Here is a 12,528-nt window from a genome sequence, read left to right as displayed (position 1 = left end):
TCCGGCTGCTCCAAGCGCATGGAGGCCGACGTCTCCGCGGTCGCCGACCCGGCCACCGGCGTGGCGGTCTACGACACCTACGGCGGCACCGGCTGGGCAGTCTACGGCGGCACCAGCGCCAGCTCGCCGATCATCGCCTCCGTCTACGCCCTCGCGGGCACTCCGGGCTCCAGCGACTACCCGGCGAAGTACCCGTACTCCCACACCGGCAACCTGTACGACGTGACCAGCGGCAACAACGGCAGCTGCTCCCCGTCGTACTTCTGCACCGCGGGCACCGGCTACGACGGCCCGACCGGCTGGGGCACCCCGAACGGCACGGCTGCCTTCACCGCCGGCAGTTCCAGCGGCAACACCGTGACCGTCACCAACCCCGGCAGCCAGTCGACCACCACCGGAAGCTCGGTCAGCCTGCAGATCAAGGCCACCGACAGCGCGGGCGCGGCCCTCACCTACAGTGCGAGCGGCCTGCCGACCGGGCTGTCCATCAACAGCTCCACCGGCCTGATCTCGGGTACGGCGTCCACCGCGGGCACCTACCAGGTCACGGTCACGGCGAAGGACTCCACCGGCGCCTCCGGCTCGACCTCCTTCACCTGGACCGTCGGCTCCGGCGGTGGCGGCTGCACCTCCGCCCAGCTGCTGGCCAACCCGGGCTTCGAGTCGGGCAGCACCGGCTGGACCGCGACCAGCGGAGTCATCACCAACGACACCGGTGAGGCGGCCCACGGCGGTTCGTACTACGCCTGGCTGGACGGCTACGGCTCCTCGCACACCGACACGCTGTCCCAGTCGGTGACGATCCCGGCCGGCTGCAAGGCCACGCTCACCTTCTACCTGCACATCGACACCTCGGAGACCACCAGCAGCACCGCGTACGACAAGCTGACGGTGACGGCCGGTTCGACCACCCTGGCGACCTACTCGAACCTCAACCACAACTCGGGGTATGCGCAGAAGACCTTCGACCTGTCCTCGCTGGCGGGCCAGACGGTCACCCTGAAGTTCAACGGCGTGGAGGACTCCTCCCTCCAGACCAGCTTCGTCGTGGACGACACCGCCCTGACGACCAGCTGATCCTCCGCACGGCCCCCGGTCCCGCACGCGGAAACCGTCCGCGTGCGGGACACGCCGTTACCCGTGCCCGTTGTGGGGCCCTCGGCGGGAAGGTCACCAACTGCTCTTGGGCACACCAGGAAGCTCGCCCGCGTGGGCCATCTCGCGCACCCGGATGCGGGACAGACTGAAGGCGCGCAGGTGGCCGCGGGGACGGCCGTCCCCGGAGTCGCGGCTGGGCAGGCGGGCGGCGCTTGCGTCGCGGGGCTGCCGGCGCAATCCCCGCTGGGCGGCGGCGCGCCCATCGCCGGATGCCCGGTGCGACGAGGTGATCGCCTTCAGCGCGTCGCGGCGCGCGGCGTAGCGGGCCACAGCGAGCCGCCGCTGTTCGTTCTTCGCGATCTTGCTCTTCTTTGCCATCAGACCTTCCCTCCCTGTGCGCGGATGCGTGCCACCGTGGCCTCGATGCCGATCGTGTCGACCGTCCAAGCCGGGCTGCCGGCCGGTGAGTCGGCAGCGGGCGGACATGGCTGTGTTCCTGGTGTGTCCATGGCCCGTGACGAACGGCTGACGCTGCGCCAGTACGACCCGCTCGCCGGCCGCCACGTCGACTTCCGTGAAGGGGCAGCGGCCGCCGGTGGCGATCGTCGGCGGGTTGCACGCCGACGCCCGCCGGGCAGCCGTAGAGGACGTCCTGCGTACGGCGCCGTAGGAGACCCCACACCGCTCGGCATGTATACGTCCGCAGACCCGTTCTCCTTCAGGGAGTCGGGTCGGACTACCGGCAGGTTCCCGCCTTTTCGCGTGGCCCGGATCACCATTCACGGGCTGAGTGCGGGCCGTGGTGGATTTCCGTACCCCCGCATGCCGACCGAAGCCCGGATGGGAGGATGAGGCGCCATGACAGCAGGGTGGTGTGCTCGCACGGTACGGGCCGCGGTGTTCGCGGCTTTCTGCGTGCTGCTCGCCGCCCTGGGCCACGTCCTGATGTCCGGGACCGACGTGCCCGCTTGGGCGCTGGCCGCAGGCGGGTCCGCGACCGGTGCCGTGGCCTGGTGTCTGGCCGGTCGTGAGCGCGGGCTGCCGTTGATCGTCACGGTGGTGGTGGCGGCCCAGGCCGTGCTGCACGAGGCGTTCGCCTACGCCCAGTCGGTATCCGGAGGTTCGGCCTCCGCGCACATGGGCGGCACGGACTCGATGGACATGGGCTCGATGCAGATGGGTTCCATGGACATGGGGCACATGGGCATGAGCCACATGGACCACGTGAGCCACTCCATGGGCAGCGGCTTGTCGTCGTTCGGCATGTTCGCCGCCCACCTGCTCGCCGCGGTGCTGTGCGGCCTGTGGCTGGCGTGTGGTGAGAAGGCCGCCTTCCGGATTCTGCGGGCGGTGGCCGGCCGGCTGGCGGCGCCGATACGGCTGCTGCTCGCCCTGCCCGTCACCCCGGACCGCCCGCGCGTCCGCGTCCGGCGCCGCCGCTCGGACCGGGCGCCGCGCCTCCTCCTTCTCGTCCACGCGATCACTTCCCGGGGGCCGCCCGTGGGAACGGCTGTCGTCTGAAGACAGCTGGTTTCCCGAGGCTGCCCGTCGGCGCTTCGGGCCACGGCCGTACGACCGCACAGGTGTTACGGGCTTTGTAGCGCCACGGCGGTGTAGGGCCGTCTCCCCACTTCACCGGACCGCACGCGGTGTCTCGCGTGCCCTGGTCCGGATCACGGTTGACCCGAGAAGGACACCAGGTGATTACCTCTACCCTGCCCACCTCGCGCGCCAAAAGCGACAAAACGGCAGCGCTCGACGACTCGATCACCGCATGGGCGCTGGCCGCCCGAGGCGGTGACGCGGACGCGGTCGAGCGGTTCGTGGGCGCCCTGCACCGGGACGTCCAGCGCTATGTCGCCCATCTCTGCGGCGATCCGCAGGCTGTGGACGATCTGGCGCAGGACACGTTCCTGCGGGCGCTCGGCAGCCTGCACCGGTTCGAGGGCCGGTCCTCGGCTCGCGCCTGGCTGCTGTCCATCGCCCGTCGCGCGGTGATCGACAACTACCGGTACGCCGCCGCCCGGCCGCGACTGTCCGACGTACCGGACTGGCAGCTGGCCGTCGAGCTGGCCCAGCCGTGCGACCTGCCCGGCTTCGACGACGGCATCGCCCTGCTGGACCTGCTGGCCTCGTTGCCCGATGACCGCCGGGAGGCGTTCATCCTCACGCAGCTGCTCGGCCTGCCCTACGCGGAGGCCGCCGAGGTGAGTGACTGCCCGATCGGCACTGTCCGCTCGCGCGTGGCCCGAGCACGCGCGACCTTGATGGACCTGCTGGACGAGGCGGAAAGGCCCGTAGCCCTGGCGGCGGCCTGACGACCGGGGAGGAGGGTGTCGGTGCCGACCGGAGAACCAGGCACCGACACCCTCCCCCCTCGACGCGCGCAGGCCAGGCAGCGGTGCCAGGCGCCGGTCCGGGAACTCGCGGGAACTCACGTGGTGTTCGCTCCGACTTCTGGACCGGGTGACGAAGGCTCGCCCGCGTACCGAGTGGATCCGGGAGTTGTTCGATGCGGTCTCGTGTGTGGGGCGGTACGGCGGCCGTCGTGCTCGGCGGCCTGCTGGCGGCGGGCTGCGGCGGCGAGAAGGACACCGGGGGCGCCGGGAAGAGCGCGGGGAAACCGGGAAGCTCCGTCTCGCGCCTCACCTGTCGGTGATCGTGGAGAGCCATGCCGTGTCCTCCGGGCCGGGCGCTTCGAGGCCGGGTGCGGTCAGTCGGCGGACCTCGCCCGTGCGCAGGGCGACGGTGGCCCGTGGCCGCATCGGCCCGTGACCCCTGCGCGAGAGCAGGACGAGTTCCCAGACCGTCGCCGTCATGGCGTCGAGCCGGGTGGCGCAGTCGGCGCTGACCCGCCGCGGGTCCCGGGTCCGGCCCAGGCACAGATGTGGGGTGAAGTTCTCGGTGAGCCCATGACAGCGTGGGAACCGCTGCTGCAGTTCGTGGTGCAGGTCCGCCCACGGCGCCTTGCCGGCCGCCGTCGGGTCGAGCCACACGGTGAAGTACTCCCTCTGCTGGAAGGTCCGCACCCCGTCCAGCCGGGCGGTGAAGACCGGCGTCTCGGCCGTCGCCGCGGCGAGCAGCGGGGCGGCCCGCTCGAAGTCGGACTCCGGCACGAAGCCGAAGAGGACATTGACGTGCGGCGGCCAGCGGTGGATCTGCGGATCGTAATCCCGGCGGATGTCCTGGATCGGCGGCCACAGCTCCGCCGGCGGGATCCAGGCCACCGCCGTGCGGGCCGTCGGGGACAGGCCGAGGACGCCGACGGGTTCTCCTCTGCCGAAGCCCGGGTCCGCGTGCGGACTCCGCACCCGGCCGGCCCCCGACGCGTCGACGCGGTCCACCCCCGTGGCCCGGTCCCAGACCACCTCGCCGTCCGCCTCGATGAACATCACCCGGTGCCACGGGATGTCGCCCCCGGGCACGAAGGAAGGCAGCGCGATGCGTTTGAAGGCGCCCCCGCGCTGGCTGATCCCCAGCACGAACCGGGCCGGGTCGAACCGCGTGTCCCAGCGGATCCGGTGGTAGATCTCGTCGCTGGTTCGCATCACGCCTCCACTCCCGCCGTCACACCTCCTCCTCCAGGGTGCGCCCACCCTGTCCTTCACGGTTGCTCCTCACTCATCGCGACCTGTCAGGTGCGGTCCGTGAGGGAGCCGGTGTGCGCGCGATACCGGTCAGTATGGGCGCGCGAGAACGCGTAGCGTCCTGCCCAGCGGCGGGTTCGCGGAACCGCGCAGTACCCCGGCGCCCCGTGCGAGCACGGCTTCCGCTGTGAGCAGTTCGATCTCCACCAGCGCACCTGCGAGCCGTCGTCCGTCGGCCAGGGTCACCGCCGGGAGCTCCCTTGCGGCCAGCAAGGCGGCGCGTGCGGTGGTGACCTGCTCGGCTATCAGCTCTTCCAGGGCCGAGCCGCCGGCACCGGCGGCCATGCCGTCCATGGTGACCCCGAACCGTTCCATCGTGTCGACCGGGATGCCCACGCGTCCTTCCCGCGCGTCCTCGGCGAGGTCGTTGACGAAGTCGAGCCGCTGACTGCCCTCGATGAAAGTCCGGCATGCGGCCCGGTAGCGCAGATCGTCGCCTTCCGGCGTGAGCAGTCCCGCGACGAGCATGAAGGCGGGGTACGAGTAGGCGTCCACGTACGCCTGGAAGTCGGCCTCGGTGGCGAAGCCCGCGAAATACAGTTCGGCCGTGGCGGTGTCCAGGTACGTCTCCACGATCTCGTGCAGCTGCGGATGGGCGGCCACGGTGTGCACGAGTGCACGGAGCAGCGGGTTGTCACTCGTCCCCGTCCGCAACGACTCACGCACCTGCCGCTCCCAGGTCGCCCACGCGGTCTCGCGCTGCGGCAGGGGTCCGGTGTCCAGGAGGTTGTCCCCGTGGTGCATCACGGCGGTTGCCGCCACCACGTGCGGCAGCAACGGCCGTGGCAGCAGCAGCCTGGCCGCCAGATACGCGGTGCGCCGGAAGCGTCGTACCAGCTGCCGCTGACGGTTGTAGTCCTCACGCAACCCCGGCTCCCGGACACCAGCGGCATCCAGGCTCTTCGTCCACCCTCGCATGGGCCGATCGTAGGGCGTGGACGCGTCACCTCGGCACCGTCCGAAGACCGCCTCGGACAGGTTGCGGAGCCGGCGAGCAGGGGCGCGCGGCTCGAAAGCGGCGGCGGCCGAGGCCGGGGACCGCAACGGTGTCGCGGTCCTCCCCTCCGGTACGGCGATTACGGCGATTCGTGACCGACCGTCGGGAATCATGATCTTCCCGGCTGCGGACAGTGCCGCATGAATCGGGGGTTTGCGGATGCGCCGGGGAGGGGCCCCTTGTGCAGCCATCCCCGCCGGGTATGGTCTGAGACCGGCTCGGCCAGGCGGCCGTGCGCCCGTTGAACCGTGAGGATGTGTCAGGCCGGGGCGGAAAGTCGGCCCGTGTGGCTCGGACTTCCGGCTGTCTGCCCGCGGAGGTGGCATGGAGCGACAGGCTGCTCACCGGGTGAGCCGGGGCCTCGACTCCCACACCGGCCGCTGTCGGCGGCCACGGCGGCGTCGGGACCCGCGGCGGTCTCCGACGGCTCCCTCCCGGCGGTCACAGTACGACTCCGTCGTAGGACTGGTCGCGGCCACGCCCGGCCACGGCACCAGCGTCCGAAGGAGACACAGAGGAACGTGGACGGTCACCTGAACCTGGACGGGCATCCCGGCCGGGACCGGAACGAGGACCCGGGCCGAGAGCCTGTCCCGAGCCCTGCCCCGGGGCGGCGTGGTGGGACGGAGTCAGGCCCCGAGTGGAGGGCTGCACCGCGCCCTGGCGTGGACACCGGGCCGCCGCAGGACGGGCAGTACGGGCAGGGCGGTGAAGGGGTGGCCGCGTCCGGGGCCGAGGGGGCCGGCCTGGTCCGTGACGGCGACGGCGACGGCGCTCCGATCCAGCACCAGCGGGTCCACGTACCAGACGCCCGCCGCGTCCGGCCCTCCCCCCACCCCGACCGCCCGGGCAGTGACGGCGAGCACCGGCTCCAGGAGCGCATGGGCACCACGGACCGTGCCGCCAAGTTCTACGACGAGCAGGTGCTCGACCGGCTCAACCCGCGGATGCGGGAGTTCGCGGCGCGGCAGGAGATGTTCTTCCTCGCCACCTCCGACCGCCACGGGGAGTGCGACAACACCTTCCGGGCCGGCCCTCCCGGCTTCGTCCAGGTCTTCGACGACAGGACGCTGGCCTACCCCGAGTACCGCGGCAACGGCGTCCTCGCCAGCCTCGGCAACATCCAGGAGAATCCACACGTCGGCATTCTCATGATCGACTTCCTTCGGGACCGGATCGGCCTCCACGTCAACGGCCGGGCCCGTGTCCTCTCCGACGAAGAGATGCGCCGCGAACGCCCGGACCTGCCGGTCGACCCCGCACCCGGCCGCCGGGCCCGGCTGTGGGTGGAGGTCACGGTGGAGGAGGCGTACATCCACTGCGCCAAGCACATCCCGCACCTTCGGAAGGTGCCGGCACGCGGGGACCGCGCATGGGGCACGGACGACTCCAAGCGCAAGGGCGGTGACTTCTTCGGCGCGGCGGCCGAGGCAGCCGACCGCGCTCCGGACGAGGGGGCGCGCCCCGAGGCCGGCGACCCCCCGGCAGGGGCATCGACCCCGCCTCACGCCGCCCGGCCGGCCGGAAGGGCCCGGTGACCGTCAGTCGCCCGTGCGCGAACACGACCGTGTCGTCGAATCCCCTCGGACACGGAGATGCCCAACGGCGCCCCGCTTCTCGGGCGTTGGAACGCCCGGCACTCCTCCGCTCGGACGGCAGGGGTCGTGGGCCCGGGCAGTCGCCGCTCACCGCCACAGGCCGACCGGTCACAGCATGGCTCCGATCGCGGCCGGTGCAGCGGTGCACGTGATATAGAGGCAATCATGGCGACCGATATACCTGGCCTTGCCCAACTGTGGCGCAGCTTCGAGAACTGGCTGGCCGAGCACGCTCCCGGAGACTATGGGTCCTTGCTGCCGGGTTGTTCGGAGGAAGACATCAAGCGCCTGGAAGACGGCCTTGGCTTCTCCGTCCACGAGGACGTGAGGACAACCCTCGAACTCCATAACGGCGTGACCGTGCGGAGCGCCAGTACCGAGCCGGGAGCGTTCCTTCTCGGCTACAGCCTCCTGGACGTCGACGGCATTCTGGCAGCCCACCGCGATCTCGTCTCGATGGTGGAGGATGCGCGCGAGGAGGGCGAAGAGGATCTGGTGGTCGGCCGCATCGCCGACCGCGAGTGGGTTCCTCTCGCTCAGAACATCTCCGGTGACCTGCTGTTCGTGGACCACCGGTATCACTGTGCGGGAGAGCTGGGGGAGATGTCGTTCGGTGATCCCGAGTACCGGATGTTGTGGCCGCGTATGGATCTCATGATGGCAGATCTGTGCAGATCGGTTGAGACCCGGACTCCGGTAACCGCCGTGCCCCGCGTCCCTTCTGTGCATGAAGGGCGAATGCTGGAGTGGCAGGTCCGATCGGCTCAGGGGTAACCCGTAGCGGGTATGGGGCGGCCCGCTGGAGGTGGAAGCATCCAGCGGGCCGCTCGTGTGAGTCGGTACTCAGGTCAGCCGATGTCGCAGATCTGGCTGAGATCGCAGGATTCGTAACCAGTGTTGACGTAGTACGCGTCGGCGTCCAGAAGTCTCACCCCTGTGGTGAACCGGCCGAGCTTTCCGCCGGCCGCCGTGTTCTGGGAGGTCGTGATCGCGGCCCGTCCGCAGATCTCGTTCCATGTCGGATAGGCGTAGTTCTCGTCGAGCTTCAGCGTGTAGGTGCCGTTGGTGTTTTTCACCGCGTACATCTGCACGCACGACTTGCCCGAGGCCAGCGTCATGCCGCCGCTCTCGCGTGACTTGGCAAAGGGGTACTCGTCGCAGCTTTTGCCGATTGCGTTCGGGTTCGGGTTCCACTCGGCGACCGCAAGCATGCACATCTTGTCGCGGTTGGCCTTTGCGGCCGCGTCATCCGCGAGGCGGTGAAGCGGCTTGTCGTACTTCTTGCTTCCCGGGTGGGATGCCAGCTTCTCCTGCATAATGTAGTAGTAAGCCGCGGCGGCCGGGTACTTGTCGCGCTCGAGGTACATGGTCGGGGCGACCTTGGGGAAGACACATCCGGTGTTTCCGCCGACCTTGTTGTCGCAACGGATGGAGAAGGCAGTGTCTTTCCACTCGTTGTTCGCTGTGGCGGAGGCCCCAGGGGCGCTCCAGCTGGTGTTCCAGTCCAGACCCAGCGTTGCCTCGCCTCCGGCGACCTTGTTCCAGCTGTAGGTGTCGGTCCGGGAGGCTGTGTGGGCGTCCCCTTGGGTCCAGGTGGTGCTGCCGCTCCAGGCGCCCGGCGGGGATGCGGTGCAGTCGCTCATGGCCCAGCAGTCCTCGAAGTACGTGTCCAGTGTGGCGGAGGGCACGCCGACCAGGTCCGGCAGGGAGAACTCCGTCCAGGTGGTGAACTGCTGCGAAGTCGGGTTGAGCAGGATCTCCTGGACGACCTTGACGTTTCCGCCGCCGATGACCTCGCCGTCACTGTTCGTGGCCTTGAGGGCGTAGCCGCCGCGCAGACAGCCTTGGGTGCGCGTGTACTGGAAGTCGGATCCGGGAGCGGTCTTGCACCAGGGAACCGGCTCAGAGCCTGCCGTGGGACTGTGGGTGGATTTCGGTGAGGCCTTTCCGGCCGGGCTCTTCGGCAGTTTGCTCCACGGCTGGTAGGGGCCTACGCAGAGCTTCACCCCGTGACTGCTCCTGGAGCAGGCGTTGGCGTCACCGCCTGCGCCGGTGGCCCGCCGGGTGTTACTGCCGGTGGCGGCGACCAGGCCTTCGGGTGTGGGGGCCGGGGCAGCTTCGGGTTTTTGAGCGGTGACGTCGTCGACGTCCGGGGCGTCCGGGTTCTCCGCCGGGAAGTTGATCTTTGGCATTCCGCTGAAGTCGCCGGGCACGAAGGCGACCGCTCCCCAGGCCACGTCCTTGTCGGCGGTGCCGTTCGCCGTGAAGTTGGACAGCTGCACCTCCGGCGCCTGGTCCTTGAAGTTGTAGGCGCCCAGAGACACCCACTGGTTCGACTCGTGGGCGCCTTGGTCGATGGTCTGGGTGACGGTGCCGAAGGGCGTGATGATCTTGTAGGTGGCGTTGGAGACCTGCGCCCCCGTGTCCGGAACGTGTGCGTAGACCTTGGCCCCGCCGCCGGAGATGGCCGAATTCAGCTTCCAGTCACCGAGGATGGTCATGCTTCCCTCGTCGCCGCCGAGATGGTCGCCGTCGCGGGCGTGGGCGTACCAGAAGTGACCGCCGTAGCCGCCACCGACCTGGTGCAGATCGGCCTTCGCGTTGAAGTGCGTGCCCATGGTGTCCGCGTAGAACGTGAACTGGAAGCTGCCGGAAGAGGTGGTCTGTCCGCAGTCGCTCCACGTCTCCGTCCCGTTCGGCACCGAGGCCACCACCTGTGCGCCGGTGGGTGCACCGGAGCAGACCGGGGTGCCGTTCTTCAGGCGGTAGCCACGCCCGGGCTCCGGGATCAGGCTCTGGTACTTGATCAGCTCGTGCCCGCACGCGGTGGCGCAGCTCGTCTTCCACGTGGCGTTCGGCTTGTTGAACCAGAACTGTGCGTAGCACTCTTCGGTGCCGCAGTTGGGCGGGGTGGCCGGGTCGCAGTTGTTGTCGCTGTTGCAGAAGGTGCTGAGCGGAGGTGAGACCTGGCTGCGCGCGGCCGTGGTGTTCCACCAGGCCGGCCGGAAGCCCGCCGAGGAGAATCCGGACTCACCGGGCCAGTCCTGGCGGCCGTCGGTGGCGTAGGAGTAGCCGGTGTCGATGGACCAGGCGGCCCATCCCATCACCTTCTCCTCGTACGGCCAGTCCTGCGGGTGCGCGGCGTCGTGGTTGGCTTCGGTGCCGTCCACGTCCGTGTCCATGAAGGGGTGGCCCCAGCTCTTCTTGTAGAGGGGGTTGGCGGGGTTGTTGTACCAGCCGAGCCCCCAGTGTCCGCCGTGTTTCGAGGCGTCGGAGGGCGGATTGAAGCCGAGGTTGTAGTTCCAGACCGCGGTGAACCAGTTCTCCACGTAGGAGGGGTCGTCGTCGTTGACGGTGATCTTCTGGCCGTCCGTGTGGACCTCGTTCCACTTGTCGGCGAGGATCTTCAGGGAGGCGGCGATGTTGGTCGCGTAGTCGATGGCGACGGCCTTCTGCAGGGCGGGTGACAGGCTCGTCTCCCCGGGCTTCTCGTGGCCCTTGAGGCGCATGCCGTCGGTGACCTGACCGACGCCGTAGCCGCAGTCGGACTTGTCCCAGTTGATGTTCCAGTACGAGTCGGGGTTCCCCGGGTCGATCTGATGCCCGTAGTAGCCGTCGACGGCCGCGAGCGGGTTGCCCATCTGGCCGGGGATGGAGCCGGACTCGGCCTGCCACAGGTTGGATTCCTGGGCCATGATGCCGAGCATCACGTTGGCCGGGATCCGCGCGTCCTTCGGGCCGGTCAGGGTGGGCACCTTGAACAGGCCCTGCGGGTCGATCGTGCTCATCCCGGTCTGGTTGCGGTAGCCGCCCTGGCGGAGGTAACTGGCGTGCAGATCACCGCGTATGGCCATGTCGACGGCCCACTCGACCTGGTTGGGAGTGGGCTGCAGCGCCTGGGCGCCGACGTCGTTGCGGGACACGGAGCACCAGCGGTCCGGATCGGTCGGGTCGTGCGACACGATGGCCGCCGCGGTCCGCGCCGGCTGCGGGTGCCTGCCCGAGCCGGCACCGGCCGCCGCACGCGCCTTGTGGACCGAGGCGAGGGCGGGAGACAGACCGTTCCCGGCGGTGGCCGGCAGCGCGGGCGTGACCTGCTGGCTGAGCTTCTCGCCGGTGCCTGTGGCGGTGGAGGTCACCGTCATGGGCGGGGTCGCTTTCAGCATGCCCGGTGCTGCCGTTGTGTGCTGCGATGCGGGCTCGGTTTTCGTGAAGCCCTTTCCGGCGTTCTCGATCCGGTCGACGCCCGCGCGCAGCCCCGGGGTGAGGACCGGGTTGACGGCGAGCCGGCCCAGGCTGGAGACGTCCGTGTCCACCGGCGCGTTGATCCGGGTGATGCCGCTGCCCTGCGTTTGTGCGGCGCCGTACGGGTGCCCGACGAGGAACACCTGCGCCGAACCGCCGCGCGCCAGGTCGAGGTCACCCAGCTTGCCGCCGGCGACGACAGCGGCCTTGCCGTTCGCGCTCCACAGCCGGGCACGCGCACGCTTGCTGCCGTCGCGCTCGACGAAGGCGACCTTGCCGCCCTTGACCGGGTGGATGTCGAACGGCACGCCACCGGCCGTGAGCAGGTCCTCGACCTTGCCCTGACGGTCGAGGCGGACGAGATGACGGCCGAGGGCGCCGATCGCACCGTCCTTGACGGGTACGGCGCTGGTGACCTCGCCCTTGGTGGCCGACTTCCTCAGCGTCTTGCCGGCGGTGTTCACGGTCACGACGCGGGTCCGGGTCGCGGACGGGTCGTTCATGTCGCGGAACGCGGTGAACGCGGCCGTGTGCGTCTCAGGGTTGCAGGACGGGTCGAAGTACGCCAGCGATGCCGTGAACGGCAGCTTGGTCACCTGGCCGGAGGTCAGGTTCACGATCGCCGTGAACGCGCCACCCTGCATCAGGTCCGGCTTGTTCGTGAAGGTACGCGGTGCGTAGACGACAGCGGCGTGGTCGTGGTCGATCACGCACTGGTTGCCGATCCACGAGTCCGCGGGCATGCCCGGCTCGCTCAGGCTCGCGACCGTCTTCCAGTCGTACGCCTTGGCGCTGTCGGCGACGAGGATTCTCAGCCCGTCGCTGTCCGCGGCTGCCGTAACAGCGCGGTCCTTGCTGGTGTTCCAGCCCTTCCCGAGCTTCTTGTCCGGGTCCACGACCCGTCCGGACGGTGCTGGTCTGCCGTGGCCCTGTGCGGGCCTGG

At 69.8% G+C, this 12,528-nt stretch carries 10 protein-coding genes; 6 read left to right on the top strand and 4 right to left on the bottom strand.

The features are described from left to right. On the top strand, nt 1-1,077 hold a 1,077-nt coding region (locus LMU33_RS37225), incomplete at its 5' end, for a putative Ig domain-containing protein (protein ID WP_228625826.1). A 93-nt stretch (nt 1,078-1,170) separates the two neighbouring features. Here LMU33_RS37225 and rpsN read toward each other — a convergent pair. Next, on the bottom strand, nt 1,171-1,476 hold the full coding sequence (gene rpsN / locus LMU33_RS37220) for a 30S ribosomal protein S14 (RefSeq protein ID WP_228625824.1): 306 nt from the start codon (nt 1,474-1,476) through the stop codon (nt 1,171-1,173). Nucleotides 1,477-1,956: 480 nt separating this feature from the next. Here rpsN and LMU33_RS37215 point away from each other — a divergent pair, with 480 nt between their 5' ends. From LMU33_RS37215 to LMU33_RS37205, 3 genes are all read left to right on the top strand, one after another. Continuing rightward, nucleotides 1,957-2,619, top strand: a complete 663-nt coding sequence (locus LMU33_RS37215) for a hypothetical protein (RefSeq protein ID WP_228625822.1) — start codon at nt 1,957-1,959, stop codon at nt 2,617-2,619. Nucleotides 2,620-2,798: 179 nt separating this feature from the next. Then, nucleotides 2,799-3,416 carry a sigma-70 family RNA polymerase sigma factor gene (locus tag LMU33_RS37210; protein WP_228625820.1) on the top strand — a complete coding sequence of 206 codons (618 nt, stop codon included), beginning with the start codon at nt 2,799-2,801 and terminating at the stop codon, nt 3,414-3,416. Between the two features lie 194 nt (nt 3,417-3,610). Then, nucleotides 3,611-3,757, top strand: coding sequence for a hypothetical protein (locus LMU33_RS37205; protein ID WP_228625819.1), 147 nt, complete (start codon nt 3,611-3,613; stop codon nt 3,755-3,757). Here LMU33_RS37205 and LMU33_RS37200 read toward each other — a convergent pair. Together LMU33_RS37200 and LMU33_RS37195 are read right to left on the bottom strand one after the other, a co-directional pair. After that, nucleotides 3,744-4,646 (bottom strand): RNA repair domain-containing protein, encoded by a 903-nt coding sequence (locus tag LMU33_RS37200; protein ID WP_228625817.1) that lies wholly within the window; start codon nt 4,644-4,646, stop codon nt 3,744-3,746. The two genes, LMU33_RS37205 and LMU33_RS37200, sit on opposite strands and share 14 nt — an antisense overlap. A gap of 129 nt (nt 4,647-4,775) precedes the next feature. Further along, nucleotides 4,776-5,663 carry a squalene/phytoene synthase family protein gene (locus LMU33_RS37195; RefSeq protein WP_228625815.1) on the bottom strand — a complete coding sequence of 296 codons (888 nt, stop codon included), beginning with the start codon at nt 5,661-5,663 and terminating at the stop codon, nt 4,776-4,778. A gap of 960 nt (nt 5,664-6,623) precedes the next feature. On the opposite strand from LMU33_RS37195, the gene LMU33_RS37190 reads away from it, so the two are divergent. Together LMU33_RS37190 and LMU33_RS37185 are read left to right on the top strand one after the other, a co-directional pair. Then, the gene (locus LMU33_RS37190; RefSeq protein WP_372478130.1) at nt 6,624-7,280 is read left to right on the top strand and encodes a pyridoxamine 5'-phosphate oxidase family protein; all 657 of its coding nucleotides are present in this window, start codon (nt 6,624-6,626) and stop codon (nt 7,278-7,280) included. Between the two features lie 225 nt (nt 7,281-7,505). Further along, complete coding sequence (locus LMU33_RS37185) at nt 7,506-8,114, top strand: SMI1/KNR4 family protein (RefSeq protein ID WP_228625811.1); 609 nt, start codon at nt 7,506-7,508, stop codon at nt 8,112-8,114. Nucleotides 8,115-8,188: 74 nt separating this feature from the next. On the opposite strand, the gene LMU33_RS37180 is transcribed toward LMU33_RS37185, so the two are convergent. Beyond that, nucleotides 8,189-12,481 carry a golvesin C-terminal-like domain-containing protein gene (locus LMU33_RS37180; protein WP_228625809.1) on the bottom strand — a complete coding sequence of 1,431 codons (4,293 nt, stop codon included), beginning with the start codon at nt 12,479-12,481 and terminating at the stop codon, nt 8,189-8,191. Nucleotides 12,482-12,528 lie beyond the last annotated feature (47 nt).

It is taken from the genome of Streptomyces barringtoniae (assembly GCF_020819595.1).
GTDB lineage: Bacteria > Actinomycetota > Actinomycetes > Streptomycetales > Streptomycetaceae > Streptomyces > Streptomyces barringtoniae.
The sequence above is the reverse complement of the archived record's forward strand: the minus strand, read 5'-3'. Positions and strand labels throughout refer to the sequence as shown.